Below are 26242 nucleotides of genomic sequence, written 5' to 3'. Positions count from 1 at the left end.
CAAATCAGCTCGGCGTCCGGCTGTCGGCGTACGGCGGGGCCTCGAGAGCGCAGTGCCGGTGATGGTGGACGGGCTGCCGGCGCGAGATGCCGCGCTCGCCGAGGGTGACCCAGGCGATCACGCCGCCGGCCGCGGCGAGCACGGCCGAGATCCACAACGCCTTCCCGAATCCGTTGTGGAAGGCAACGGGATCGCGGTACGAGTCGCCGGTGATGCCGGCCGCCATCGGGATCGCCGCGACCGCCATCAGCTGCGCCGACCGGGCGACCGCGTTGTTCACCCCGGACGCGATCCCGGCGTGGTGGTCCTCGACCGACGACAGCACAGTCGCGGTCAGCGGCGCCACGGTCGCGACCAGCCCGAGCCCGAGCAGCACGACCGCCGGCAGTACGGCGGTGAAGTAGTTCGATCCGGTGTCGATCCGCAGCATCAGCAGGAGTCCACCGGCCATCAGCACTGGCCCGACGGTCATCGGGATGCGTGCGCCGATCCGGTCCGACAACCCGCCGGCGTACCCGGACAGGGCGAGCATCAGCAAGGTCATCGGCAGCAGCGACGCCCCCGCCCAGAGGGCGGAGTAGCCCAGCGCGGTCTGGAGGTACACGACCACCAGGAACGTCGCCGTGCCGAGGGCGCCGTACACGACGACGGTGACCAGATTCGCGCCGGTGAAGCGCAGGTTGGCGAAGACGCTCAACGGCAGCATCGGGTGCGAGCTGCGCATCTCCACCAGGACGAACCCGAGGAACGTGACCACGCCGATCGCCAGGCTGACCAGAACCATCGCGTCGCCGAAACCGTGCTCGCCGGCGCTGATCAGGCCGTACGTGAAACCGGCCAGGCCGACGGTCGCCAGGATCGCGCCGGTGATGTCGAGCCTGCCGCCGGCCTCCTCGTCGCGGGTCTCGGGCACATGCCGGAGCGTGACCAGGACGGTCAGCAGCGCGAGCGGCACGTTGATCAGGAAGATCAGCTGCCAGTAGCCGCTGTCGACCAGCGTGCCGCCGACGAACGGACCGACGGCCGCGGCGACCGACGTGAGACCGGACCAGGCGCCGACCGCCTTGCCGCGATCGGAGTGCTGGAACGTCGTTTGCAGGATCGCCAGACTGCCCGGTGTCAGCAGCGCGCCGCCGATGCCCTGCAGGACCCGGCCCGCGATCATCACCTCGAGGTTCGGCGCGAACGCGCACACGACCGAGGCCACCGCGAACCAGACCACGCCGGCGACGAACGTCCGCCGCCGCCCGAGCCGGTCGCCGAGCGACCCGCTGAGCAGCACCAGCGAGGCCAGCATCAGCATGTAGCCGTTGACGATCCACTGCAGGCCTGCCATGTCGGCCCCGAGATCCTCGCCCATCACCGGCAACGCGACGTTGACGACGGTCCCGTCCAGGAACGCCATCCCCGACCCGAGGGCCGTCGCCGCCAGCACCCACCGCCCGCGGGCAGTGCCCAGCGCGATCCGCTCGTCAGTCATGTGCTCAGCGTGGCAGATCCAGTTGCAGCACTACGAGGGCCTTGCTGGCCGGGATGTCGGACTGGATCGTGAGGCGGGGCGGATCGCCGACCGCGCACCGGGTCTCGGTCAGCAACGGACAGACCGCGTTCAGCAGACCGGTCGTGACCTTGACGTCGGTCGGCAGCGTGCCTTCGGCGCTCGCGGTCAGCGGCCGGATGGTCGCGCCCGCCCGGGTCGACCGCGCGGGCGTGGCGAGGACCGTCGATCCGGACAGCCGGTAGGTGAGCAGGATCCGGGTGGCCGGGGCGGTCAGCGGGATGAAGTCGGCGCCGGGGACCGTCGTGTTCTCGAGCGGTACGGACTGGTCGTCGGCCATGACCTTCAGGTTCGTCACCCGAGGGCTCGTGGGCGTCATGATCCCGGGCAGATGCTCGCCGGACGCCGGCAGTTGCAACGGGAGCATGTCGGTGGCTGTGGGCAACAGCAGTTTCTCGGTGACGTCGAACGACCCGTCCCGGCGCGGTACGGCGACGAGTTCGATTCCAGGCTTGGCCGCCGCGGTGCCCGGAATGCTCGGCGGCGCGCTTTCCGGCGTGACCGGAACCGACGACCGGGCGCTGTTCAGTCCCGGGCTCGGTGCGGCCGGGCCGGCGGCGTCGCCCGAACAGGCGGCGGTCGCGCTGTACCCCAGCACCAGCGCGACCGTCACCAGGCACCGGGCCCCCGGCCGACGGCTCCCCACCCGTTGCCCTCCCCCTGAGATCGGACCTGACCGTTTCCCCCTGGCGATCGGGTCGACTTGGGCATACGATACGCCCCAATTCTTGGGGGACGGGCAATTCTTGCGCAATTTTCCGATGAACATCGAGGGGGGAGAAAAATGCGGGGACGGAGTGTGGCCGGGCAATCCCGGGCGGTTAATGAAGGCATTTCGAGAATTCGTGGTCCGGTAATTCGAAGAGTGCTTCCGCTGGTGCTCGCGGTGTTTGTCGCGGCATCGCCGGCGCTGCTCGCGGCACCCGCCGGCGCGGCCGCGGGGGCCAACCTGTACTTCGTCCAGGGCCTGCCGGGGCGCAGCCTGGACATCAGTGTGGACGGCCGTCAGGTCGCGTCCGGGGTGGCCGGCGGGAAGCTGGTCGGGCCGTTCGGGGTGGCGGCCGGCAAGCGGATGATCACCGCCCGGCAGGGCGGGAAAGTGGTGATCCAGCGCGAGGTGACGGCCGGTTCCGGCACCAGCCTGGACGTCGTCGTTCACCAGCCGGTGTCGCCGAACGGGGCGCCGCTGGTTACGACGTACGTGAACAAGTTGACCGCCGTACCGAAGGACAAGGCCGGATTGCGGGTCGCGCACGACGCCGCGGTCGGTCCCGCGGATATCCGGGTGAACGGGAACGTGCTTTTCGAGAACGTCGCGAACGGCGAATCGCTCGACGTGGTCGTTCCGGCCGGGACGTACAAGGTGGACATCGTTCCCACCGGCGCGACGTCGCCGGTGGTGCTCGGTCCACTGGACCTCCCGGTGCAGGCCGGCTATCTGACCCGGGTGTTCGCGATCGGCGCGCCGAGCCAGCAGACGATGACCGTCGCACTCGGCACGATCAAGGTTCCGGCCACCGGGTCGGACAAGCCGGGCGTGGTGAACACCGGAACCGGTGGCCAGGCGGCAGGGCTCGACCAGGCGCAGAGCCCCGCCGGCCAGTACGGTCCCTGGATCGTGGTGTTCCTCGCCGCGCTCGGGATCGCGGTCGTCACGGGCCGGAAGGTGGTCCGCCGCTGAAGCGAGGTCTGCCGGTGACGACACTGTGCTGTCTCGCCCTGGCCGGTTGCGCGGCCGGGGCGGGCGGCGCGGTGCCCACACCCACGGCAACGTCCGGCGTCACCTCCGTCGGTACGCCGTCCGCGGTGCAACCCACCGCCCCGCCGTCGGCACCTCCGGGGCGGACCGGTACGCCGGCGCGGAGCCAACGCATCCGGTTCGTCCCGCAACAGGTCGTGCTGCCCGGTGGCGCGCACGCATCGGTGCTTCAGGCAACTACCGTCGACGGCGAGCTCCAGGTGCCCGCCGAGGCGCAGCACGTCGGCTGGTGGGACGGCGGCGCCGAGGCGGGCGATCCGTTCGGCTCGGTGGTGCTCGCCGGGCACGTCGACACCAAGACCGAGGGCCTCGGCTTCTTCGCCCGGCTGCTCCGGGTACGGCGGGGCGAGGTCGTCGTACTGCGCGGGTCCGGGCGCACGGCGTCGTACCGGGTCGAGGCGATCGTGTCGGTGCGCAAGGACGCGCTCGCGACGAAGAGCGGCGCGTTCGACCAGGCCACGGAACACCGGCTCGTGCTGATCACCTGCACCGGCGCATACGACGCGTCCCGCGGCGGCTACGAGGACAACCTGGTGGTGACCGCCGTACCGACAGGCCTGGCGCAGTGAGGGCATGTCTTCCGACCCCACGCCTACTGCGCGGCACTCGGCACGGCACCTCGCCGCACCGAGCACCTGCTCGCGACGGCGTGGGATCGGAAGACATGCCCTAGGCTCGTCGGTCATGGCCAGGTATTTCGACATCCATCCCGAGAACCCTCAGCGGCGGTCGATCGGGCAGGTGGTGGACCTGCTCCGTGAGGACGGGCTGATCGCGTACCCGACCGACTCCTGTTACGCGCTCGGCTGCCAGTTGGGCAACCGGGACGGGATCGACCGGATCCGCACGATCCGGAACCTGGACGACCGGCACCACTTCACGCTGGTGTGCGAGAACTTCGCGCAGCTCGGCCAGTTCGTGCACATCAGCAACGCCGTCTTCCGGTCGATCAAGGCCAGCACGCCGGGCAGCTACACGTTCATCCTGCCGGCCACCAAGGAGGTCCCGCGCCGGCTCCTGCACCCGAAGAAGAAGACCGTCGGTGTGCGGATCCCGGACCACGTCGTCACGCAGGCGCTGGTCGCCGAACTGGGCGAACCGCTGGTCTCCAGCACGCTGCTGCTGCCCGGCCACGAGGAGCCGATGACGCAGGGCTGGGAGATCAAGGAAGAGCTCGACAACCAGATCGACGCGGTCATCGAGGGCGAGGTCGGCACCGAGCCGACCACGGTGATCGACTTCTCCGACGACGTACCGGAAGTTGTACGAGTCGGCGCCGGCGACCCCACACCCTTCGAGTAGCCGCGGCGTTCAGGAGGCGGCCATCTCCTCGATGGTGAGGCCGCTGAGCACTGATCGAGGCTCCGTGACGGTCAGGTCCAGGTCCGGATCGGCGTCCGCGTCCTTCACCTTGACCAGGAGCCAGTCCGCGCCGGTCCGGGTGAAGGCCCACGCGCCGTTGAGCTTCACGCCATGCAGTTGCACCTTCAAGTGCCCGCGCTCGATCGCCTCGGCGGGATCGACGAGCTGCTGCCGGTCGTCGCGGGTGAGGTTCGTGAAGACGCCGGCGTCCCAGACGATCACCGCACCGCTGCCGTACTGCGCGTCCCGGTGCACCCCTTCGTACGACGCGTACTCGAGATCGTGGTCCGACGTGAACACCGCGAGCCGCTTCACGACCGGATCCAGCGACGGCCCGCGCGGCACCGCCCACGACTTCAGCACCCCGTCCACCTCGAGCCGTACGTCGTAGTGCAGCCGCCGCGCGTCGTGTAGTTGAACCACGAAGATCGGCTTCGGCACCTAGGCTCCTGATGAATTCGAATTACGGCTAACGGTCAGTCATCTCGCGGTTGTACGCTTACGTCTGGCTGGAAGAAAACCGGCCCCACACACTCTCCTCCATCATCCGCCCCTGTCCAGAAGCAGGTGCCATGCCCGTAGCCCCCTCACCGGCGCGGCCGATCGCCGTACAGATCCTCATCGGCGGACGCTGGATCGCGGGCCAGGAGCTGGGCCGCCGGACCGGGAAGGCCGGGACCGACGAGATTCTCGTCAGTCACCACGGCCATCTCGTCTGGATCGACCAGCTCCAGGTCCGTGAGTCCCGAAGCTGAAATCCCTTACGGTTAAGGGCTTTCAGCAAAGAGTTTTCGCAACCAGGTTGCCGATCTCGGCCGCCGACTCCGAACCCGACGGGTCGAACAGCGTCCTGGTCAGCGCGAACGTGACCCCCGCGCGGGTGTCTGCCCACGCGACGCTGCCACCCATGCCCGGCCAGCCGAACGACGCCGGGCTCTCCTCCGCCGACGACCCGAACCGCCCGACCGCATAGCCGAGCGCCAAGGTCGCGGTGTTGCCGAGCAGTTCGTCCCGCGCGACCAGAGCCGGTCCGGTGATGACCGGAACAGCCTCCGGCCGGACCAGTCGTACGCCGTCCACCTCGCCGATCAACGCGGCGTACAGCTTGGCGATCCCGCGCGCGGTGAGGATCCCGCTCGACGCGTCCTCGATCGCGAGCTGCCCGGGCTGATTGAGTACGGCGGCCCGCGGCTGCATCGCCCGCGGTACGACCTTCTCGAACATTCCCGCCAGCGTCGCGAACGTCTCCTCGGCGCCGTCCGGCTCGACCAGCGGCGCGATCCGATGCGCCTGGCCGGGCGGGAGGGCGAAGAACACGTCGTTCTCGATCCCGAGCGGTCCGAGGACGTCCCGCAGTACGTCGGAGATCGTCTGCCCGGTCGCGCGCCGGACGATCTCGCCGGCCAGCACGCCGAACGTCTCCGCGTGGTACGTCATCTTCGTGCCCGGCTCCCACCAGGGCTCCGTGCCGGCGAGGCGATCCGCCTGGCCGGGTAGCGTTTTCCGAGTCGTGTCCGAGGGCAGTGCGGGCAGGCCGACCGAGTGCGTCAGCACGTGCCGCAGCGTCGCCTTGTCCTTCCCGTGGGCACCGAACTCCGGCCAGATCTCGACGATCGGCCGGTCGTAGTCGAGCACGCCGCGATCCACCAGCACGTTGACGACCGTGGCGGAGGCTCCCTTGCCGGTCGACGCGGCGAAGTACAACGTCTCCGGCGTCACGCCGTCCCCGGCCACCGCGTCCACCACCAGCTGGCCGTGCCGGTACGCGGCCACCTGCAGCCCGAGTTCGGTCTCCGCGAGCTCGTCGATACGCCGCTGCACCTGGTCCTGAAGATCCATTCGTCCATCCTCTCTCTCGCGAGTACGTCGGAGCCGCAGCGGATCCCTTGACACACTGCGCTCATGGAACTGCGGCAGCTGGAGTACTTCGTAGCGGTGGCGCACGAGCGCAGCTTCACGCTGGCCGCTCGCCGGTTGCACGTGGTGCAGAGCGCGGTCAGCGCCGCGATCTCCGCGCTGGAGAAGGACCTGAAGGTCACCTTGTTCGAACGCAGCGCGCAACGCGTGGCGCTGACCGAGGCCGGTACGGCGCTGCTCCCCGAGGCGCTCGCGGTGCTGGACGCGGTCCAGGGCGCCCGGGATGTCGTGGACGAGCTGGGCGCCGGGATGCGCGGGAGCGTCCGCGTCGGGCTGCTGCCGGGGCTCGGGCTGATCGACCTGCCGGCGGCCGCGGGCGAGTTCCGCCGGCGGCATCCGAACGTCGAGCTGCAGCTGCGGGTCGAGCCGGAGGGATCGGCGGGCGTGATCGTCGGCCTGCGCAACGGCGATATCGACGTCGGGTTCCTCGGGGTGGCGGAGGGCAGTGTGCCGCGCGAGCTGACCGCGTGGGAGCTGCTCCGGGTGCCGCAGGTGCTCGCGGTACCGGTCGGGCACCGGCTGGCCCGGCGGCGGTCGGTGAAGCTGGCGGATCTGGCGGACGAAGCCTTCGTCGACTTCCCGCCGGGCTTCGGGACCCGGACGCTGATCGACCAGAAGTTCGAGGCCGCCGGGATCAAGCGGCAGGTCGTCGTCGAGGCGCTCGGGATCGAGAACGGGGTCCAGTTCCTGACCCACGGTGTCGGGCTCGGGATCATCCCGGAGTACGCGGTCTCCGGTCTCGAGCAGCTCCGCGTCGTACCGGTCACCGGCGAGACGTTCCAGTGGTCGCTCTACATGGCGACGCTGAAGCGGCGGAAGCCGACTGCCGCGCTCCGGGCTCTGCTGGGCCTGGTCGGCAGCCATCTGCGGCACCCGCCCGGCACGCGGCTCGGCCGGGATTTGGATCAACAGAATTGATCCACCCATCGTTTTGATTCGTTGGATTTGATCCACCGATCCGCGCACGATCTAGGTGTCAGCAGGAGACGACATCCAGATCAGGAGCAGGACGATGACCGAGAACAACACCACCCGGCGGGTCGCGATCGTGACCGGCGGGTCGAGCGGGATCGGCCGTGAGACCGCCGCCCGCCTCGGCCGCGAGGGCTACGCGGTGGCGATCGCGTACGGCAGCAGCCAGGCCGGCGCCGAGCAGGCCGTCAAGGAGGTCGAGCGGGCGGGCGGCCGGGCGATCGCCGTCCGGGCCGACGTCGCCGACGAGGCCGCGGTGACGGCGTTGTTCGACCGGGTCGAGCAGGAGTTCGGCGGCGTCGACGTGGTCGTGAACGCGGCCGGAATCATGCCGCTCGCGCCGCTGGCCGAGCTCGACCTCGACGTGTTCGACCGGATCATTCGTACCAACCTGCGCGGCACCTTCGTCGTCGACCAGCAGGCGAGCCGCCGGGTCCGCGACGGCGGCGCGATCGTCAACATCTCCAGTTCGCTCACGCTGCTGGCGAGGCCGGGGTACTCCGCCTACGCCGCCAGCAAGGGCGGCGTCGAGGCGATCACGCTGATCCTCGCCCGTGAACTGCGCGGCCGGAACATCACCGTCAATGCCGTCGCCCCTGGCCCGACCGCGACTCCGCTGTTCCTGGAGGGCAAGCCGCAGGAACTCGTCGACCGGATCGCCGCGGAGTCGCCGCTCGAGCGCCTCGGGCAGCCCGAGGACATCGCCGAGATCATCGCCTTCCTGGCCGGCCCGGCGCGCTGGATCAACGGCCAGGTCATCTACGCCAACGGAGGTTCGGCAGCATGAGCAGGACCATCCTGATCAGCGGCGCGTCCAGCGGCTTCGGCGCACTGACCGCCCGGGCCCTCGCCGACGCAGGCCACACCGTGTACGCCGGGATGCGGGACCTCGCGGGCCGCAACGCGGCCGCTGCGGCGGACGCCGAGCAGTACGCCGCCGAGCGCAACGTCAGCCTCCGCCCGATCGAGCTCGACGTCAGCTCGGACGAGTCGGCGCAGCAGGCCGTCCGTACCGTCATCAGCGAGCAGGGTCGCCTCGACGTACTGATCCACAACGCCGGGCACATGGTCACCGGCCCGGCCGAGGCCTTCACACCGGAGCAACTGCTCGACCTGTACGACACCAACGTCGTCGGCACACAACGCCTGAATCGCGCAGCGTTGCCGGTCCTCCGCGAGCAGCGGGACGGCCTGGTCGTCTGGGTCGGCAGTTCGAGTACCCGCGGCGGCACACCGCCGTACCTCGCGCCGTACTTCGCCGCGAAGGCCGGGATGGACGCGATGGCACAGAGCTACGCGCTGGAGCTGGCGCGGTTCGGGATCGAGACGACGATCGTCGTACCGGGTGCCTTCACCCACGGCACGAACCACTTCCTGCACAGCGGTACGCCGGCCGACACCGATGTGGTCGCGGCGTACGAAACGAAGTACGCCGGCCTGATGGACCAGGTCGGCCAGCGGCTGGCCGAGCTGGAGCCGGAATGGTCGGACGTCGCCGAGGTCGCGAAACTGATCACCGAGGTGGTCGGCACCGAGAAGGGCAAGCGGCCGTTCCGGGTCAGCTACGACCCGTCCGACGACGGTGCGATCGTGGTGAACGCGGTGGCGGACCGGGTGCGCGCCGAGTTCCTGCGCCGCGTCGGCCTGGACGACCTGCTGCATCCCGTTCCGCGTCCGTCCCGGCCGGCGTTCGGGTGAAGGCCTCCGGCGGGCCCTGACAGCTCCGCCGGAGGCCGGGGTGTTGATTACTCAACAATCACCGGATCGTACGGGGGAAGTCACGTTCCGAGGAGGGTCCGTCTCACAATTCGCCCCGACGAACGTTTGATGCCTCCCGGTGAACGGTTGCTGACAGATCGGGATTAAAGTTGGTAGTCGCAACCAAATATCGGGTCGGGTGAGGGCACGGCCGGCCGTTTCCGCCTCGGGGCAGTGCACCGCGCTGCTCCGGTCGTAGCGTCCCGCCGTACGAACGGAAGCTGATGTCTGCCACCCAGACCCCGCAGGCCACCCCGGCCGGCACCACCCCGCACCGGTACCGCTCCAGGTACGCGGCCGATGATCCGCAACCGGCTCCAACCGGCCTGCCGCCGACTGTGTCCGGCGACCCGGAGTTGTCGCACCGCGAGATCCTGGAGATCCTCGCGGGGCTGCTCGCCGCGCTGTTCACGGCGGTCCTGAGCTCGACGATCGTCAGCAACGCGCTACCCACGATCATCGCGGACCTCGAAGGCACGCAGACGCAGTACACCTGGGTGGTCACCGCCAGCCTGCTCGCAATGACGGTGTCCACGCCGGTGTGGGGCAAGCTGTCCGACCTGATCAGCAAGAAGCTGCTGGTGCAGCTCGCGATCATCATGTTCGTCGTCGGCTCGGTGTTGGCCGGCGCCGCGCACAACGTGCCGTTCCTGATCGGGGCCCGGGTGGTGCAGGGGATCGCGATGGGCGGGCTGATGGCGCTCGCGCAGGCGATCGTCGGCGCGGCGATCCCACCCCGTGACCGCGGTCGGTACTCCGGCTACATGGGTGCCGTGATGGCGCTCGCGACCGTCAGCGGTCCGCTCGTCGGCGGCGTCATCGTCGACACCGACCGGCTCGGCTGGCGGTGGTGCTTCTACGTGTGCGTGCCGCTCGCCGTCCTGTCGCTGATCGTCCTGCAGCGGTACCTGCACCTGCCGGTGCTGAAGCGGAAGGTCACGATCGACTACCTCGGCGCGCTGCTGATCGCGGGTGCGGCGAGCCTGCCGCTGATCTGGGTGTCGTTCGCGGGTCAGCACTTCCCGTGGTGGTCGTGGCAGACCGGCGCCTACCTCGGCGGTACGGCGGTGCTCGCGATCCTGGCCGTGGTGGTCGAGGTCCGTGCGACCGAGCCGCTCGTGCCGCTGCACGTCGTCCGGGAGCGCACGACGGCGCTGGCGATCCTCGCGAGCCTGGCGGTCGGGATCGGGATGTTCGGCAGCGCGGTGTTCCTGGGGCAGTACTTCCAGGTGGCCCGCGGGTACAGCGCGACCGAGGCGGGGTTGCTGACGATCCCGATGATGTTCGGGTCGTTCCTCGGGTCGGTCGGGTCCGGGCAGCTCATCACCCGGTTCGGGAAGTGGAAGCGGTACCTCGTGATCGGCGGGCTGTTCCTGACCGCGGGGCTCGGGTTGCTCGGGACGATCGACCACACGTCGCCGTACTGGTACGTCGGCCTCGGGATGCTCGGGATGGGCATCGGCATGGGCATGATGATGCAGAACCTGGTGCTCGCGGTGCAGAACACCGTGGACGTCAGCGAGGTCGGCGCCGCGAGCGCGACCGTCACGTTCTTCCGCAGCCTGGGCGGTGCGGTCGGGGTCTCCGTGCTCGGCGCGATCCTGGCGACCCGGGTCACCGACCTGATCACCGAGCACCTGCGCGAGCTCGGCCCGGGCGCGGCCGCGGCGGCGCAGGGCGGGTCGGGGAGCGTCCTGGACGTGAACGCGCTGCCGGGGCCGGTCCAGGAGATCGTCCGGCACGCGTACGGCGACGCGACCGGGCGGATCTTCGTGATCGCCGCGGGGGCTGCCGTGCTCAGTCTGCTGGCGGTGTTGTTCATCCGCGAGGCTCCGCTGCGTCGTACGGTCGCGATGGGAGCGTCCTCCGAGGGGGAAGAGGCTGCTGGTACGCCGGAACGGGCAACGGTGCCCGACGACCCGGCGGAGCGTGCCGCGGTGGTGGCGCTGGATGTCATCACGTCGGCGGAGCGTACGGCGCGCGAACGGGAGCGGGAGGCCACCGAACGGGTGCAGGCGGCCGCGAACACGATCCGGCAGATGCGGACCGATGTCGCGGACCTGTTCACCCGGGTGGATCAGCAGATCGCGGCGCTCGAGAGCACCCTGCCCGACGCCGACATCCCGCAACCGGCCGCCGCGATCCTCGACGCGCAGCGCCCCGCCGGCGAACTGGTCGACGAGCTCCGCCGCTACGAGCTCAGCGTCCTCAGCGCCAGCCAGCGCACCGCCGACCACCTCCGCGCAACCGCCCAAACCGAGGCCGACCAGCTGCTCACCGAGGCCCGCGCCGAGGAACAGGAGATCCGCACCCGCATCACCGAACTGCAGGCAGTGGAAGCACGGCTCCTGACCACCATCCGCGACAACCTCTCCGAAGCCCCGGCCCCGCCCGCCCCGCCGACCCCAGGCAACGGCTACCCCGAGGACCAGCCACACCGCCAACCCTTCGGCTAGTGCACGTCAAGAAGCGTTCGGGCTCCGACTCGACCGCCGGAGGGGACCCGGCTCTCCTGACTGACCCGCTACCAGCTGGCGCAGGATCGGCAGCTCGACAGGTAGTGCACCGCAAGACGATGTACACGCGGACGCGAACACGCCTAGGTGCACTACCCAGCCGCGCGACACGTCCTGTCCAGCTGCAGATCGCCGCGTCGCGCAACCCACCCAGCGCCCCAGGTCAACCGCCACCACACACCAGCCGCAAGGGTTCGAGGGGGTTGCCCCTCACGATGGAGGGTTGCCCCCTCAGAATTCCAACAGGCAACCCTCCACCTGAGTGGGCAACCCCCGCCGGCCCGGCCACGCCCGGCCGCCGAGCCGTGGGGTGGGCGTGTCGGGGGCGGGTGGCATGCTTCGGGGTACGGCGTGCGTGAGGGAGTGGTGTGGCGTTGTGGGACGTGGAGCAGGTGGTGGGGCTGGCGCCTGATCCTGCGTCCGCGAAGGCCGGCCAGGGACTGGCGCGTGCTGCCAAGTGGAGCGGGACCGGCGCCTCGGACCGTGCGATCTGGGGGCTGTGCCAGGGGAGCGGGAAGCAGCCGTACCAGACAACGGTGGAGCTGAGCGGACCGGCGTACAAGTGCTCCTGTCCGTCGCGGAAGTTCCCGTGCAAGCACGTGCTCGGCCTGATGTTGCTGTGGGCCCAGGGCGAGGTCGCGCCGGCGGACGAGCCCGACTGGGCCAAGACCTGGCTCGACCAGCGGGCCGAGCGTGCCGAGCGGCCCGAGCGGAAACCGGGCGAGGTGGCGGACCCGGTCGCGGCGCAGGAGCGGGCCGCGCGGCGGGCGGATCGGGTGTCGGCCGGGCTCGCGGAGTTGGCCGGCTGGCTGGACGACCAGGTCCGGCAGGGGCTCGGGGCGTTCGACCAGCGTGCGTACGGCGAGCTGAGCCGGCTGGCCGCGCGGATGGTCGACGCACAGGCACCGGGTGTTGCGGGGGCGCTCCGGAGGGCGGCGGGTGTCGTCGGGCGCGGACACGACTGGCCGGGCGAACTGCTCGAAGAACTCTCGCTCGTCCACCTGATCGTGTCGGCCCACGCTCGCCTCGCGGACCTCCCGCCGTCGCTCGCGGACACCGTGCAGACCCGGATCGGCTGGTCGACCGAAACCGCGCGCGTGCTCGCGGACGGCGAGAAGGTCGAGGACGACTGGCTGATGCTCGGGCGGGTGGTGGAGCCGGACGACCGTCTCACGGTCCGCCGCGTGTGGTTGCGCGGGGCAACCACCGGGCGGCTCGGCCTGATCCTCACGTTCGCGGCCGCCGGGCGTCCGCTGGATCCGCTACCGGCCCGTCCCGGCGAGTACGTCCCGGGCGCGCTCTCGTTCTATCCCGGTGCCCTCCCGATGCGGGCGCTCCTCACGCAGACCGCCCCGCGCCTGCCCGCGCCGCGCCCCGCCGGTCTCACGGTGCAGCAGGCGTTGGCGTCGTACGTCGAATCCCTCGCCGCCGACCCGTGGAACGAGCGCTGGCCGTTGGTACTGCGCGACGTCCGACCCGCCCGCCACGGCGACGGCTGGGCGTTGGTGGACGAGGCCGGGGACGGACTGGAGCTCCTCCCGGGCTGGGATGCGGTGAAGCTGCTCGCCGTGTCGGCGGGCGACCCGATCACGGTCGCCGGCGAGTGGAACCGGGCCGGCCTCCGTCCGATGACATGCTGGCGCGACGATCGGCCGGTGATGCTGTGAGCAGCGGCTGGGAGGTGACGCGGTGAAGGGCTGGGACGGCCTCGTGAGCTCGGCGTTGCTCGGTACGGAACGGCGGCCACCGCACTTCGACGAGCTCCCCGAGCACATCCAGGAGCGGCTCGGTGACGGCGGTCTACTCGATGCTGCTGCACTGGCCACCGTGTACAAGCGTGCCGGCCGCAGACCGTTGCGCGACCTCGAGCCGCTTCCCGCCGCGCCGGGTGAGGACCGGCCGTTGCCACGACCGGCCGCGGTACGGCGGCTGGCCGCGATGCTCGGCGGATTCCAGACGTCCGCGCTCGGCGAATGGTTGCGGGCCGCCGACGCCAACGGCTGGGGCGTGCCACCGGAGCAGCTCCCGGCGCTGGCCGACTACGCGCGTCATCGCGCCGAGTACCGGCCGCTCGTCATCGCCGCGGCCGGCCGCCGGGCGCGGTGGCTCGCGGACCTCAACCCCGAGTGGCGATTCCTGCACGCAGCGGTTGCGGAGAGCAACGATCCGGAGCTGTGGACGCATGGCAACGCGATCCAGCGCCGGACCTGGCTCCGCACCCTCCGTCAACAGGATCCGGCAGCGGCCCTCGAAGCCCTCACCGAGGTCTGGCCGGCCGAGTCCGCCGCTACCCGGGCCGACTTCCTCGGACTGTTCACGGACAACCTCACGCTCCGGGACGAACAGTTCCTCGAGACCGCCCTCGACGACCGTTCCCGCGAGGTACGCCGGGTTGCCGCCCGTCTGCTCGCCCGCCTGCCCGGAGCGCAGTACGGCGTACGCATGACGGAGCGCCTGCACTCACACCTGACCCCGGCGCAGGGTGTCCTCGCGGTCGACCTGCCGCGTAGTCTCACGCAGTCGATGGAACGCGACGGCCTCGACTCGCAGAACCCGGAAGGTCTCGGCAAACGCGCCTGGTGGTTCCACCAGATCGTTGCCAGCACACCGCTGGACGCGATGGACCTCAGCTGGATCGGCACGCCGGTCGAAGGATGCGCGCAGGAAGTTCTGCAGTCCGCATGGACCGAAGGCGCCATCCGCGAGGCCTCCGTGGAGTGGGCCCGCGGGTTGCTGGAGGCCGAAGCCTCGACCGGGAGCCGGAGCCCGGCGGAGTTGCTGCGGTTGCTGCCGCCCGACGAGTGGGCCGGAGCGGTCGACGTACTGCGCAGGACCGTCGATGTCGCCGAGCTGGTCGGCGGCCTGCCGGTGCCGTGGCCGCCGCAGCTCGCGACGATGATCCTCGACCAGCTCGCCAAGGTCGGCACGAACCGCGCGTGGGCCCGGCTCGCCAGCATCGCCGCTCGCGCCGTACCACCCGATGTCCTCGACCATCCGATCACCCGCGAATCCACCGGCGAGGAAGACACCTGGCGTCGCCGCCTCGTCGAGACCCTCACCTTCCGCAGCGAGATGTACCAGGAGCTCACATGACAACCCAAGTACTTCGGCCGCACGCGGAAGAGGAGTACGCCGCCGAGCTGGAAGCGCTCCGGGCCGCCGACGACAAGCCGCGGCCGCCGGCCTGGCAACTGTCACCGGCGGGCGTCGTCACCTATCTGCTCGGCGGGAAGGCAGGCGACACCGAGATCTCACCCAAGTACGTCGGCCCGCGCCGGCTGATCGAGGTCGCGGTCGCCACCCTCGCGACGGATCGCGCGCTGCTGCTGCTCGGCGTACCGGGCACGGCGAAGACGTGGGTCAGCGAGCACCTGGCGGCGGCGATCAGCGGCGACTCGACGCTGCTCGTGCAGGGCACCGCGGGCACCGCGGAGGAAGCGATCCGCTACGGCTGGAACTACGCCCAGTTGATTGCCCAGGGCCCCAGTGAGGCGGCACTCGTGCCGAGCCCGGTGCAGCGGGCGATGACCGAGGCGAAGATCGCGCGGATCGAGGAGCTGACCCGGATGCCGTCCGACGTCCAGGACGCGCTGATCACGATCCTGTCCGAGAAGACCCTGCCGGTCGCCGAGTTGGCCACGGAGATCCAGGCCCGCAAGGGCTTCAATGTCATCGCCACCGCCAACGATCGCGACAAGGGCGTCAACGAGCTCTCCAGCGCACTGCGCCGCCGGTTCAACACCGTCGTACTCCCGCTGCCGGACTCCGCCGAGAACGAGGTGGAGATCGTGTCCCGCCGCGTCGCGCAGCTCGGGTCGGCGCTGGAGCTCCCGCAGCCCGACGACGCCCTCGACGAGATCCGCCGGGTCGTGACGATCTTCCGCGAGCTGCGCTCCGGTCGCACCGAAGACGGCCGGACCGCGGTCAAGTCGCCGTCCGGCACGCTCTCCACCGCGGAGGCCATCAGCGTCGTCACCGGCGGTATCGCCCTCGCGGCCCACTTCGGCGACGGCGTACTGCGTCCGACGGACGTGGCCGGCGGCATCCTCGGCGCGGTGGTCAAGGACCCGTCCGCGGACCGCGTGGTCTGGTCGGAGTACCTGGAGACCGTCGTCCGCGAGCGCGACGACTGGGCGCCGTTCTACCGGGCCTGCCGAGAGATCTCGGGATGACCGTTCACCTGCTCGGGATCCGCCACCACGGGCCGGGGTCGGCGCGTGCGGTGGCGTCGGCACTGGCCGGGCTCGAGCCGGACATCGTCCTGATCGAAGGTCCGCCGGAGGCCGACAAGATCGTCGAGCTGGCCGGTTCGGAGGAGATGGAGCCCCCGGTCGCTCTGCTCGCCTACGCCGTCGACGATTCGACGCGGGCGGCGTTCTGGCCGTTCGCGGTGTTCAGCCCGGAGTGGCAGGCGATCCGGTACGGGCTGGCGGCCGGGGTTCCGGTGCGGTTCTGCGATCTGCCGGCCGCGCAGCAGTTCGCCTCGTCGGGCGGCGGCGGGCGGCGGTCCCTGTCGATCGATCCGCTGGCGACGCTGGCCGAGGCGGGTGGGTACGACGATCCGGAGCGCTGGTGGGACGACGTGATCGAGTCGCGGCGGGGCGGCGCCGAGCCGTTCACGGTGATCGCGGACGCGATGCGCGAGTTGCGGCACGGCGAGGACGCCACCGGGCGGGAGGCGCAGCGCGAGGCGTACATGCGGACCGTGCTGCGGAAGGCTCAGCGGGAAGGGTTCGAACGGATCGCGGTGATCTGCGGCGCCTGGCACGTCCCCGCCCTCGAGCTACCGTTGCCTCCGGCAACGCATGACCAGCGGATCCTGAAAGGGCTGCCGAAGCGGAAGGTCGCCTGCACGTGGGTGCCGTGGACGCACGGCCGGCTGGCGGCGGCGAGCGGGTACGGCGCCGGCATCACGTCACCCGGCTGGTACCACCACCTGTTCACCGCGCCCGACCAGATCACCACGCGGTGGCTGTCCAAGGTGGCCCAGGTACTGCGCGACGAGGACCTTCCTGTGTCGAGCGCACACGTGATCGAGGCGGTCCGGCTCGCCGACACGTTGGCGGCGATGCGTGAACGTCCGCTCGCCGGGTTGAGCGAAGTCACCGAGGCGACGCGGGCAGTCCTCTGCGGCGGGAACGACGTACTGCTGGATCTCGTGACGCGGGAGGCTGTCGTCGGTGAGCTGCTCGGGTCGGTGCCCGGCGAGACGCCGCAGGCGCCGGTCGCGGCGGATCTGGCGGCGCACGCGCGGCGGCTGCGGATGAGGCGGGACGCGGCCGAGCGGGTGATCGAGCTCGACCTGCGGAAGGCGAACGACCTGGAGAAGTCCAGGCTCCTGCACAGGTTGCGGATTCTCGGGGTGCACTGGGGCGTCCCGGCCGCGGACGAGCGGCGGGCGCAGGGCACGTTCCGGGAGATGTGGCGCCTCGCCTGGGATCCCGGCCTGGAGGTCGAGTTGGTCGCCGCCGGCGCGCACGGTACGACGGTGCTCGGCGCCGCGACGACCGTGATGCTGAAGGCCGCCGACTCGACGACGCTGGCGGACGTCACGGCCGCGCTGGAGAAGTCGCTGCTCGCCGACCTCGCGGAAGCACTGCCGCCTCTGCTGCAGGGCATCGACACCCGTGCCGCGGCCGACGCCGACGTCGGGCATCTGATGGCCGCGCTGCCTGCGCTGGCGCGAGCCTCGCGGTACGGCGACGTTCGCGGGACCGACACCGCCGGGCTCGCCGCCGTCGCCGGGCGGATGGTGGCGCGGGTGTGCGCGGGGCTCGCGCGGACCGTTCACGGGCTGGATCCGGATGCCGCGTCCGCCGTCCAGGAACTGATCGACGGGGTCCAGGACGCGACGGTGCTATTGGCCGAGGATGTGCGGGCGGAGTGGCTGAACACGTTGCAGGGGTTGAGCGATCGGGCCTCGGTGCCGCCGTTGATCCGCGGGCGGTTGACGCGGTTGATGCTGGACACGTCGCGGCTGCCGGATCACGAGGTGGAGCTGCGGCTCGGGCGTTCGCTGTCTCCCGGTACGCCGACGGCGGATGCGGCCGGGTACGTCGAAGGGTTCCTGGCCGGTGGCGGCCTGCTGCTGGTGCACGACGAGCGGCTGCTCGCGTTGGTGGACGCGTGGCTCGGGGGGATTCCGGACGATGCGTTCGTGGAGGTGCTGCCGCTGCTGCGACGTACCTTCGGCACCTTCGCCGCACCGGAACGCCGGTCGATCGGGGCACGCGCCCGGGTACTGGCCGATCCCGCCTCGCTGGTGGTTGCTGACGACAACGACCTCGACGCCGAGCTGGCAGCGACCGCGTTGCCTGTGGTCGCACGACTCCTGGGGGTCTCATGAGTGAGGAGCGGCTTCGTCGCTGGCGGCTTGTGCTGGGTGGTGAGGCCGAGGACGAGACCGGTACGACGTTGTCCGGTGCGGACCGCTCCGTCGACGCGGCGCTGGCCGCGTTGTACGACGCCGCAGAGGGTGAGTCCGGGACGCAACGCTCGGCCGGGTTGGGGTCGTCGGCGCCGCGGGTTGCGCGCTGGCTGGGTGACATCCGGCAGTACTTCCCGAGCACGGTCGTCCAGGTCATGCAGCGGGACGCGGTGGAACGGCTCGGGATCACGCGGATGCTGATGGAGCCGGAGTTGCTCGGTGCGGTCGAGCCCGACGTCCACCTGGTGTCCACGTTGCTCGCGCTCAACGAGGTGATGCCCGAGGAGACCAAGCAGACCGCGCGTGAGGTCGTCGGGCGGGTCGTCGCCGAGCTCGAGGCACGGTTGGCGGAGCGGACGCGAGCCGCGGTGACCGGTGCGCTCGATCGTGCCGGGCGGACGGCGCGGCCGCGGCATGCGGACATCGACTGGGACCGGACGATCCGGGCGAACCTCAAGCACTTCTCGCCGGCGCTCGGGACGATCGTGCCGGACCGGCTGGTCGGGTACGCGCGCCGCAACCACAGCGTGCAGCGCGACATCGTGCTGGCGATCGACCAGTCGGGGTCGATGGCGGAATCGGTGGTGTACGCCTCGCTGTTCGGCGCGGTGCTCGGGTCGATCAGGACGCTGCGGACCTCGCTGGTCGTCTTCGACACGTCCGTCGTCGATCTGACCGACCAGCTGGAGGACCCGGTCGACGTCCTGTTCGGGACGCAATTGGGCGGCGGGACCGACATCAACCGCGCGCTCGCGTACTGCGAGGAGCTCGTGACGAAGCCGGCCGAGACGGTGCTCGTGCTGATCTCGGATCTCTACGAGGGCGGTGTCCGGGAAGAGATGCTGCGCCGGGCGCGTTCCTTGGTGGAGTCCGGCGTACAGGTGATCGCCCTGCTCGCGCTGGCCGACTCCGGTACGCCGTCGTACGACGCCGAGAACGCGGCTGCGCTGGCGGAGCTCGGCGTGCCCGCGTTCGCCTGCACACCGGACCTGTTTCCCGACCTGATGGCCGCCGCCATCCGCCACGAGGACATCGGCGGCTGGGCTGCCACCAACATCACCTGAGAGGACCTCGATGACGACCGTCGAACTGACCCGATTCCGCGTGCTGCCGGAGAAGACGGAGGAGCTGCTCGCCGCCCGCGCGGACATGGTGAAGGACTTCGAGGCGGATCGCGCCGGGTTCCTCGGTGCTCGCCTGGTGCGGCTCCCGGACAACGAGTGGCTGGACATCGTCGACTGGGCGACCCCGGAGAACTTCGCCGCCTCACGTGAGAAGGGCGCGAACCTTCCCGGCATCGCCCGCTTCTTCGCCGCGATCGACGCACTGGTGATCGCCGAGGAGGGCGTCAGCGAGGCGTAATTCGCCTGACAGCCGCCGGACGCGGTGCGACCGTGGGCGGCATGGAGATCAGCGACATCCGCCCCGACGAGTACGACCGGGCGGCGGAGTTGTGGGAGGCGTCCGTCCGGGCGACGCACGACTTCGTCACCGAGGCGGACCTGGACGTCTTCCGGCCGTTGGTCCGGGCGTCCTTCGGGGAGATCGCGCAGCTCTCCGGGCTCCGGGCCGACGACGGGCTGCTGATCGGGTTCGTCGGCGTCGAGAACGGGCACGTCGAGATGCTGTTCCTCGACCCGGCGTACCGCGGGCGCGGAGGCGGCAGCCTGCTGCTGAAGCACGCGTTCGCGCACTTCGGCGCTACGTCCGTCGACGTCAACGAGCAGAATCCGCAGGCGGTGGGGTTCTACGAGCACCACGGGTTCCGCGTCGTGTCACGCAGTACCCACGACTCGACGGGGAAGCCATACCCGATCCTGCATATGCAGCGTTAGTCAGCGATCTCCAGGATGTCGATCGGGGTGTACGGGTCGGCCTCGGCGAAGCGGAGAGCCCAGCGGACGGCCTCCTCCTTCGAGTCGACGCGGATGATCGATACGCCCGCCACGAGCTCCTTGGTCTCCGCGAACGGTCCGTCGATGACCCGCGGCTGCCCCGGCGCCGGGAACGTGACGCGCGCGCCACGGGAACTCGGCATCAGCCCCTCGCCGAGCACCAGCACCCCGGCCTGACGCATCTCCTCGAGGACCGCGTCCGCGCGCTCGAGGATCTCCGGGTCCGGCGGATTGCCGGCCTCGAGGCTGTCGTTGGTCTTGTGCAGCAGCATGTACCTCATAGCGCCGACCTTAGTGCCGACCAGAACGCTTCCGGGATCTCCTGGTCGTGCCACGCCGCGACCTCGGTGATCTCCCGCGGGCTGCGCGCGCCGACGACCACGGCCGGTACGGCGGGATGCGTCAGCGGGAACTGCACCGCGGCGGCCAGCAGCGGTACGTCGTACGCGCGGCAGAGCTCCCGCAGTACGTCGATACGTCGCAGCACGTCCCGCGGGACGCGTGCGTACCCGTGGGGCGCGCCGTCGGCCGTGTCGGCGAGGACACCGCCCTGGAAGACCCCGGCGGCGAGCACCGCGACACCGAGCTTCTCGCAGAGCGGGAGCAGCTCGTCGGCGCCGGACTGGTCGAGCAGCGTGTACCGCCCGGCGAGCAGCACCAGGTCGGGTCCGCCGTCGGTCTCGCGGAGGAACCGGGCGGCGACGTCCGCGTGGTTGACGCCGAGCGAGATCGCCCGGATCGTGCCGCGGCCGCGCAGCTCGCGCAGCGCCCGGAAGGCCTCGGTCGACGCGGTCGGGAAGTCCAGCTCCGGGTCGTGGATGTGCAGGACGTCGATGCGGTCGATCCCCATCCGCTCCAGACTGGCCTCGAACGAGCGGATCGTGGCGGCGTACGAGTAGTCCAGCCGCGGTCCCACCCCGGCCGGAGGCTCCGCCCAGATCGGTTGCAGATCCGGACCGCCCGGCTCGATCAGCCGCCCCACCTTGCTGCACAGCACGAACTCGTCCCGCGGCCGCCCGCGCAACGCCAGCCCGGCGCGCTGCTCGGACAGCCCGTACCCGTACACCGGCGCGGTGTCGAACAGCCGTACGCCCAGCTCCCAGGCCCGGTCGATCGTCGCCACGGCCTGCTGCTGCCGCACCGCGGCGAACATGCCGCCGATCGAGGCGAGCCCCAGCCCCAGCTCACTGACCCGCATCCCCGTCCGCCCGAGCTCCACCGTCCGCATGGACCACACGGTAGGAGACGCCACCGACAACGACGTCCAGGCCATCACAATCCGCACCGTCGAACGGGCGGCCGCCTGGGGCCGACGCCGGCAGCCGATTGTGATGGCCTGCAGATCCGCAGCTCAGCGCGGGACGTCGCCGCGCCAGGCGCCGGTCTCGCCCGGGCGCTCCTCGATGAAGTGCTTGAAGCGCTCCAGATCGCCCTTGACGCGTCCCTCGACCACGCCGAACTTGTCCCCGACCTTCTCGATGAACCCCTCCGGGTCGATCTCCATCTGCGCCGTGACCCGGGTGCGCTGCGGCGCCAACTCGTGGAACGTGATCACGCCGGCGTGCTGCGGACCAGAATCCGACCGCCACGCGACCCGCTCGTCCGGATGCTGCTCGGTGATCGTCGCGTCGAACTCCCGCCGCGCGCCGCCGACCTTCGTCACCCAGTGCAGGTGCGTGTCGTCGAGCTGACGGATCTCCTCGACGCCCTCCATGAACAGCGGGAACGACTCGAACTGCGTCCACTGGTTGTACGCCGTCGTCACCGGGACCTCGACGTCGACGGACTGGGTGATGCCGCTCATCTGCGTTCCTCCTCGTGCGTCGTGACGGGCTTTCCGGTACCCGGAGGGCACTGTCGTATGCCCGGTCTTCCCCGGCGGTCGGTCAGGCGGCAGTATGCGGAGATGGGCGAGATCGCGGAGCGGTACCGACGGCGGGCCGATGCGTTCGAGCGGAAGGTCGCGGCGGTGCCCGCCGACCAGTGGGAGAACCAGTCGCCGTGCGCGAAGTGGACCGCGCGGGACGTGGTCGAGCACGTCGTGACCATGCACGCCGTGATGCTCACGCCGGTCGCGCGGACGCTGGAACCCGCGGACGACCCGCTGACCGCGTTCCAGGAGGCGCGGGCCGCGGTCGAGGACGTTCTCGACGACCCGATCGCCGCGTTGACCGAGGTGGACACCCCGACCGGTCCGATGACGACCGAGCGGCACATCGACGAGGTGGTGTCCGACGATCTCGTCGTGCACGGCTGGGACCTGGCCCGGGCCACCGGACAGGACGAGACGATGGAGCCGGTCGACATCGACAGCCTCTGGGCGAAGGCGGCGGCGATCCCGCCCGAGCTGATGACGAAGTACCGGACGCCAGGCGCGTTCGGCGAGGGCATCGAGGTGTACGGCGCCGAAGTACCGGTGCCGGCGGAGGCGCCGCTGCAGGACCGTCTACTCGGGTTGCTCGGCCGTGAGCCGTGAGAGGTCGCTCGGTGCGTAGTAGCTGGTCGGGTCGTCGCAGAGTGGCGCGTCGATGAGCTGAGCAGGGTCCCGCATCAGCAGCGCGTGGCCCCGGGTGATCGCCCGATCGAGGTACTCGTGGCCGGGCAGGTTCGCGACCGCCGTACGGCAGCCGAGCGCCATCCCCTCGAAGAGCGCCGTGGTCGAGACGCCGACCTGGTACGTCGCGGTGGCGAGCAGATCGAGCGTGCTGCCGCCGGTCGACAGCTGTACGCCCGCCGGGATCGTGTAATCCGCGGGGCGCTCGCTCGGATGCAGGCGGTAGAGGACCTCCAGCTCCGGGTGCTGCTTCGCGACGGCGTCCGCGACCTGGAGGAGCTCGGCCCCGATCGTCCCCTGCGACAGGAACAGGACGCGGCGCGGGTCCTTCGGGCCGGCCGTGGGCAGGAACGGTGCGCCCATCACCTCGGTCCGCATCCCGGCGGGAAGGTCCGCGACGTCGGTCCAGTACGAGCCGAAGCACCACAGCTCGTCCGGCTGGTCGGCGACCTCCGGACGGTCGGGGTAGCTGTAGCCGAGGTGGAACGGGCTGATCGCGCCGTGCTGCAGCTCGACCACCCGGATCCCGAGATCGCGGGCGGCGCCAACGATGTGCTGGTGGAAGTACGCGACGACCAGGTACACCGTCCTGATCTTGTGCTTCTTGAGCAGCATGCGGTAGAGGGCGCGCAGCCGTAGGTGCTTGGGTACTTCGCGGGCGAGCAGCGCGCCGACCGGGACGCGAATCCCGGTGAGTTCCTCGAGCGCGGTCGCGATGCCGCGGTCGTCGGCGGTCCGGCGGTGCACCGCGCCGGCGGCGGACGTGAAGAAGTCCAGGTTCGTGCTACCCGGGAGCGGGCTGCCGTTGATCCCGGAGTCGAGGATCAGGGCGCGGTCGCCGAGCAGGGCGCGGAGCTCGTCGGTGTAGATCTCGACACCGTTCGGTTTCCGCGGGTGCGGTACGACGAGGGCGTCGTACCGGCCGGGGAACGGGCTGCGTGTGACGATCCCGGTGACATGGCGCGCGACCAGGGCGGCCTTGTCGTACGGCGTACGACGTACCGGATGGGGCGCGCCGTGGATGCCGCTGCGGCGGGTCAGCTCATGGAAGACGCGCATCCGGATGATCGGCCAGGGGTGCGCGCCCTTGGTCTGCCACGTCAGCAGCTCCAGGTCCCGTTCCACCTGCCAGATCGCCCGGCACAGCTCCGCCACCGTCGGCCGAACCGTGCCGTTCCCGGTACTCGTCATGGTTGATCCCAACTATCCCGGCGAGACTACCGACGCCCGAGAAGAACCGGCGGACTGCCTTCAGCAGGTGCGTCTTCCGGCCGAGCAGCAGCCCGGCGAGGGCGAACCCGATCGCCGAGATCACCCGGGCCGAAGCATAGGCCAGCACCAGGACGTAGCTGACCGCGCCCGGCCGGATCAGCAGGCGGCTGATCGTGTCCCCGCTGCCGGAACGGAACGCCCGCCGGACCAGCCAGCGCAGCGTGGTCCGGCCGACCGGGACCTCCTCGGCGATGCACGCCTCCTCGCACCAGACGATCCGGAACCCGGCGCGGTGGACCCGGAGGAAGAAGTGCAGGTCGCTGGAGCCGGTGTACCGGAACGCGGGGTGGAAGCCGGGCGTGACCGCGTGGTAGACACGCCGGCTGACCAGGGTGTTGTTCGTGTACGCCTTACGGAGCTCCTCGCCGGTGGTGTGCCGGCCGGTGGAGTCGTGGACGTCGCTGTAGTGGTTCCATGGCGGGGCGCCGGGCGGGAGATGACCCTTGACCGGGCCGGTGACGACGTCGGCGCCGGTGGTCTCCCACGCCTTGAGCAGCGTCTTCAGCCAGCCGGGCGGGGCGACCTCGTCGTCGTCCACGAAGATCAGGGCGTCGTCGTTCCAGCACAGCTCGACGGACCGCTCCCGGGCGAAGGGGATCCCCGGCTCCGGTTCCACGACCGACTCGATCGGGTACGGCGTACCGTCCCCGAACTCCTCCAGCACCCGCGCCGCCGACCCCTCCGCGTCGTTGTCCACCACGACGATCCGGACCGCGTACTCCCCGTCCGCGGGCAGCTCCTGCGCCTGCAAACTCGTCAACAGCCCCCGTAACAGAGCAGGTCGCCTGAAGGTAATCACCGCGATGGCGACACTCATGCTCATGGCGCCCGAGACTATCGGTCCCCACCAACAACCGCCCACGCACCACAGCCGAAATCCCCACACCCCACCGCCCGAAGCAGCCAACATCCGGGACCAGTCCGGCCGTCCGGGACAAGTCCGGCTATCCGCGACAAGTCCCGGTGTCCGGGAACACGTAACGGCCTGTCTTCAGACACCGCCGGGTGTCGCAGACACTGCCCGTCTTGTCAGACGTCGGAGGGTCCGGGCTCCCAGCCGGTGGCTTGGGCCCAGGCGTCGGCCCGGCGGATGGTCTGCCAGAACCAGGGCAGCTTGGCCTCGGTGTACGCGGCACCGTCGTGGGGATGCTCAGCGGCGAGCCGCCGCTTCAGGTCCTCGTACGGCGGGAGCTCGGCGGGATGCACGCGCAGGTAGTCCCGGAGCAGCAGCGGGAACTGCTGGGAGAAGCTGCCGAGCTTGCGGATGTGGATGTGAGTCCGCGGGGCGCCTGGTGGTTCACGGAAGTAGCGCTTCGTGTGTTCGGGGTTGTCCGCGCGGTAGACGTACCCCAGCTCCTCCAACGGAACGCGGAACGGGTCGACGGGCTCCAGCGCGGCGACCGAGATCTGGATGTCGATGACCGGCTTGGCGGCGAGGCCGGGTACGGCGGTGGAGCCGATGTGGTCGATCCGGAGCGCGACATCGGCCAAGGTGGCGCGGAGGTCCCGGCCGAGGTGGGTGAAACGTTCGACCCAGGCCGGATCGTACGGCTCGATGTGGATCGTTCGGTGGGTCACGGCTGGGCGCGGGGTGGGAGTTTGGTGTCGAGGGTTTTGAGGAGGGTGGCCAGCAGGAGGCCGAGGATGAGGACGAAGGTGGCGTTGCGGAGGGCGGTGGGGTGGCCCAGGGCGGTGGCGTCGAGGAAGGGGTATGGGTACCAGTCGGTGAAGGCGCCCTGGGTGAAGATGTAGACCAGCCAGGCGACCGGCCAGACGAACGCGTAGCCGACGGTCCACCAGGTGATGCGCGGGCGTGGGCCGAGCAGCAGCCACGCGGCGAGGGTGGTCCACGGGGAGATGTAGTGGAAGCCGATCGTGGCCGCCAGGGCCGCGCCGGTCAGGTCGACCTGCGGCGCGAGGACGATCGCGAAGACCAGGCCGGTGATGACGATCCCGAGCAGCGAGTCGAGCCGTACGACCCGCCAGAACGCGCCGTCCCGCGCGGGCCGTAGTACCAGACCGACAGCCACAGCGAGCACGATCAGGTTGCTCTGGATCGTGAAGAAGCTGAACAGCCGCCACAACCGCGTCCCGAGCCCGACCGCCGTCCCGCTCTCGCCGGAGTTGGCGTCCGCACCGCCCGTGAAGATCAGCACCAACTGAATCGCCAGCGACACCACGATCACCGCCGCGATCGCCGCATGCCACCACCGCGAGACCTTCGCCACCCACGTCATTCTGCGAAACGACGC

At 70.5% G+C, this 26242-nt stretch carries 27 protein-coding genes; 16 read left to right on the top strand and 11 right to left on the bottom strand.

The features are described from left to right. Positions 1-4: 4 nt before the first annotated feature. Positions 5-1480: a DHA2 family efflux MFS transporter permease subunit gene (locus BJY22_RS02385; protein WP_167203535.1), complete on the bottom strand. Its 1476-nt coding sequence runs from the start codon at positions 1478-1480 to the stop codon at positions 5-7. Between the two features lie 4 nt (positions 1481-1484). Continuing rightward, entirely contained in the window at positions 1485-2204 is a 720-nt protein-coding gene (locus BJY22_RS02380; RefSeq protein ID WP_337758057.1) for a hypothetical protein, read from the bottom strand. Positions 2205-2423: 219 nt separating this feature from the next. Here BJY22_RS02380 and BJY22_RS02375 point away from each other — a divergent pair, with 219 nt between their 5' ends. The 3 genes from BJY22_RS02375 to BJY22_RS02365 all read left to right on the top strand — a co-directional run bounded on the left by BJY22_RS02375 (position 2424) and on the right by BJY22_RS02365 (position 4619). After that, positions 2424-3239: a DUF4397 domain-containing protein gene (locus BJY22_RS02375; protein WP_337758055.1), complete on the top strand. Its 816-nt coding sequence runs from the start codon at positions 2424-2426 to the stop codon at positions 3237-3239. A gap of 14 nt (positions 3240-3253) precedes the next feature. Further along, on the top strand, positions 3254-3886 hold the full coding sequence (locus BJY22_RS02370) for a class F sortase (protein ID WP_337758053.1): 633 nt from the start codon (positions 3254-3256) through the stop codon (positions 3884-3886). A 115-nt stretch (positions 3887-4001) separates the two neighbouring features. After that, the gene (locus BJY22_RS02365) at positions 4002-4619 is read left to right on the top strand and encodes an L-threonylcarbamoyladenylate synthase (protein ID WP_167203534.1); all 618 of its coding nucleotides are present in this window, start codon (positions 4002-4004) and stop codon (positions 4617-4619) included. A 9-nt stretch (positions 4620-4628) separates the two neighbouring features. On the opposite strand, the gene BJY22_RS02360 is transcribed toward BJY22_RS02365, so the two are convergent. After that, positions 4629-5120: a DNA polymerase ligase N-terminal domain-containing protein gene (locus tag BJY22_RS02360; RefSeq protein WP_167203533.1), complete on the bottom strand. Its 492-nt coding sequence runs from the start codon at positions 5118-5120 to the stop codon at positions 4629-4631. A 131-nt stretch (positions 5121-5251) separates the two neighbouring features. Between BJY22_RS02360 and BJY22_RS02355 the strand changes: the two genes are divergently transcribed. Beyond that, the gene (locus BJY22_RS02355; protein WP_238350274.1) at positions 5252-5434 is read left to right on the top strand and encodes a hypothetical protein; all 183 of its coding nucleotides are present in this window, start codon (positions 5252-5254) and stop codon (positions 5432-5434) included. Between the two features lie 22 nt (positions 5435-5456). Here the strand turns inward: BJY22_RS02355 and BJY22_RS02350 are convergent, their stop codons facing one another. Then, positions 5457-6518: a serine hydrolase domain-containing protein gene (locus BJY22_RS02350; protein ID WP_167203532.1), complete on the bottom strand. Its 1062-nt coding sequence runs from the start codon at positions 6516-6518 to the stop codon at positions 5457-5459. A 63-nt stretch (positions 6519-6581) separates the two neighbouring features. Here BJY22_RS02350 and BJY22_RS02345 point away from each other — a divergent pair, with 63 nt between their 5' ends. The 11 genes from BJY22_RS02345 (at position 6582) to BJY22_RS02295 (ending at position 20104) form a co-directional block, all read left to right on the top strand. Further along, on the top strand, positions 6582-7514 hold the full coding sequence (locus tag BJY22_RS02345; protein ID WP_167203531.1) for a LysR family transcriptional regulator: 933 nt from the start codon (positions 6582-6584) through the stop codon (positions 7512-7514). Positions 7515-7608: 94 nt separating this feature from the next. Further along, the gene (locus BJY22_RS02340) at positions 7609-8355 is read left to right on the top strand and encodes an SDR family oxidoreductase (protein ID WP_167203530.1); all 747 of its coding nucleotides are present in this window, start codon (positions 7609-7611) and stop codon (positions 8353-8355) included. Continuing rightward, positions 8352-9266 (top strand): SDR family oxidoreductase, encoded by a 915-nt coding sequence (locus BJY22_RS02335; RefSeq protein WP_167203529.1) that lies wholly within the window; start codon positions 8352-8354, stop codon positions 9264-9266. The genes BJY22_RS02340 and BJY22_RS02335 overlap by 4 nt, the downstream gene beginning before the upstream one ends. 284 nt (positions 9267-9550) lie before the next feature. Next, a complete protein-coding gene (locus BJY22_RS02330; RefSeq protein ID WP_167203528.1) occupies positions 9551-11782 on the top strand; it encodes an MFS transporter in 2232 nt (743 codons plus the stop codon). A gap of 428 nt (positions 11783-12210) precedes the next feature. Then, positions 12211-13509 carry an SWIM zinc finger family protein gene (locus tag BJY22_RS02325; protein ID WP_167203527.1) on the top strand — a complete coding sequence of 433 codons (1299 nt, stop codon included), beginning with the start codon at positions 12211-12213 and terminating at the stop codon, positions 13507-13509. Between the two features lie 22 nt (positions 13510-13531). Next, positions 13532-14935, top strand: a complete 1404-nt coding sequence (locus BJY22_RS02320) for a DUF5691 domain-containing protein (RefSeq protein WP_167203526.1) — start codon at positions 13532-13534, stop codon at positions 14933-14935. Beyond that, the gene (locus BJY22_RS02315; protein ID WP_167203525.1) at positions 14932-16014 is read left to right on the top strand and encodes an ATP-binding protein; all 1083 of its coding nucleotides are present in this window, start codon (positions 14932-14934) and stop codon (positions 16012-16014) included. The genes BJY22_RS02320 and BJY22_RS02315 overlap by 4 nt, the downstream gene beginning before the upstream one ends. After that, on the top strand, positions 16011-18188 hold the full coding sequence (locus BJY22_RS02310) for a DUF5682 family protein (RefSeq protein ID WP_167203524.1): 2178 nt from the start codon (positions 16011-16013) through the stop codon (positions 18186-18188). Before BJY22_RS02315 ends, BJY22_RS02310 begins: the two co-directional genes overlap by 4 nt. Further along, the gene (locus BJY22_RS02305; protein WP_167203523.1) at positions 18185-19333 is read left to right on the top strand and encodes a VWA domain-containing protein; all 1149 of its coding nucleotides are present in this window, start codon (positions 18185-18187) and stop codon (positions 19331-19333) included. Before BJY22_RS02310 ends, BJY22_RS02305 begins: the two co-directional genes overlap by 4 nt. A gap of 10 nt (positions 19334-19343) precedes the next feature. Further along, a complete protein-coding gene (locus tag BJY22_RS02300) occupies positions 19344-19631 on the top strand; it encodes an antibiotic biosynthesis monooxygenase (protein WP_167203522.1) in 288 nt (95 codons plus the stop codon). A 41-nt stretch (positions 19632-19672) separates the two neighbouring features. Next, positions 19673-20104, top strand: a complete 432-nt coding sequence (locus tag BJY22_RS02295) for a GNAT family N-acetyltransferase (RefSeq protein ID WP_167203521.1) — start codon at positions 19673-19675, stop codon at positions 20102-20104. Here BJY22_RS02295 and BJY22_RS02290 read toward each other — a convergent pair. The 3 genes from BJY22_RS02290 to BJY22_RS02280 all read right to left on the bottom strand — a co-directional run bounded on the left by BJY22_RS02290 (position 20101) and on the right by BJY22_RS02280 (position 21968). Continuing rightward, on the bottom strand, positions 20101-20445 hold the full coding sequence (locus tag BJY22_RS02290; protein WP_167203520.1) for a YciI family protein: 345 nt from the start codon (positions 20443-20445) through the stop codon (positions 20101-20103). The genes BJY22_RS02295 and BJY22_RS02290 overlap by 4 nt on opposite strands. After that, the gene (locus tag BJY22_RS02285) at positions 20442-21392 is read right to left on the bottom strand and encodes an aldo/keto reductase (RefSeq protein WP_167203519.1); all 951 of its coding nucleotides are present in this window, start codon (positions 21390-21392) and stop codon (positions 20442-20444) included. The genes BJY22_RS02290 and BJY22_RS02285 overlap by 4 nt, the downstream gene beginning before the upstream one ends. Before the next feature lie 123 nt (positions 21393-21515). Then, on the bottom strand, positions 21516-21968 hold the full coding sequence (locus BJY22_RS02280; protein ID WP_167203518.1) for an SRPBCC family protein: 453 nt from the start codon (positions 21966-21968) through the stop codon (positions 21516-21518). A 102-nt stretch (positions 21969-22070) separates the two neighbouring features. Between BJY22_RS02280 and BJY22_RS02275 the strand changes: the two genes are divergently transcribed. Continuing rightward, a complete protein-coding gene (locus tag BJY22_RS02275) occupies positions 22071-22640 on the top strand; it encodes a TIGR03086 family metal-binding protein (protein WP_167203517.1) in 570 nt (189 codons plus the stop codon). Here the strand turns inward: BJY22_RS02275 and BJY22_RS02270 are convergent. The 4 genes from BJY22_RS02270 to BJY22_RS02255 all read right to left on the bottom strand — a co-directional run bounded on the left by BJY22_RS02270 (position 22611) and on the right by BJY22_RS02255 (position 26218). After that, on the bottom strand, positions 22611-23777 hold the full coding sequence (locus tag BJY22_RS02270) for a hypothetical protein (protein WP_167217771.1): 1167 nt from the start codon (positions 23775-23777) through the stop codon (positions 22611-22613). The two genes, BJY22_RS02275 and BJY22_RS02270, sit on opposite strands and share 30 nt — an antisense overlap. Next, complete coding sequence (locus BJY22_RS02265) at positions 23761-24807, bottom strand: glycosyltransferase family 2 protein (protein ID WP_272954861.1); 1047 nt, start codon at positions 24805-24807, stop codon at positions 23761-23763. Before BJY22_RS02265 ends, BJY22_RS02270 begins: the two co-directional genes overlap by 17 nt. A 212-nt stretch (positions 24808-25019) precedes the next feature. Further along, positions 25020-25568, bottom strand: a complete 549-nt coding sequence (locus BJY22_RS02260) for a GrpB family protein (protein ID WP_167203515.1) — start codon at positions 25566-25568, stop codon at positions 25020-25022. Beyond that, the gene (locus tag BJY22_RS02255) at positions 25565-26218 is read right to left on the bottom strand and encodes a Pr6Pr family membrane protein (RefSeq protein WP_202890961.1); all 654 of its coding nucleotides are present in this window, start codon (positions 26216-26218) and stop codon (positions 25565-25567) included. The genes BJY22_RS02260 and BJY22_RS02255 overlap by 4 nt, the downstream gene beginning before the upstream one ends. Positions 26219-26242: the final 24 nt, after the last annotated feature.

This window comes from Kribbella shirazensis (genome assembly GCF_011761605.1).
In the GTDB taxonomy this organism is placed as follows: Bacteria; Actinomycetota; Actinomycetes; order Propionibacteriales; family Kribbellaceae; genus Kribbella; species Kribbella shirazensis.
This window is presented reverse-complemented; position numbering and strand designations above follow the sequence as displayed.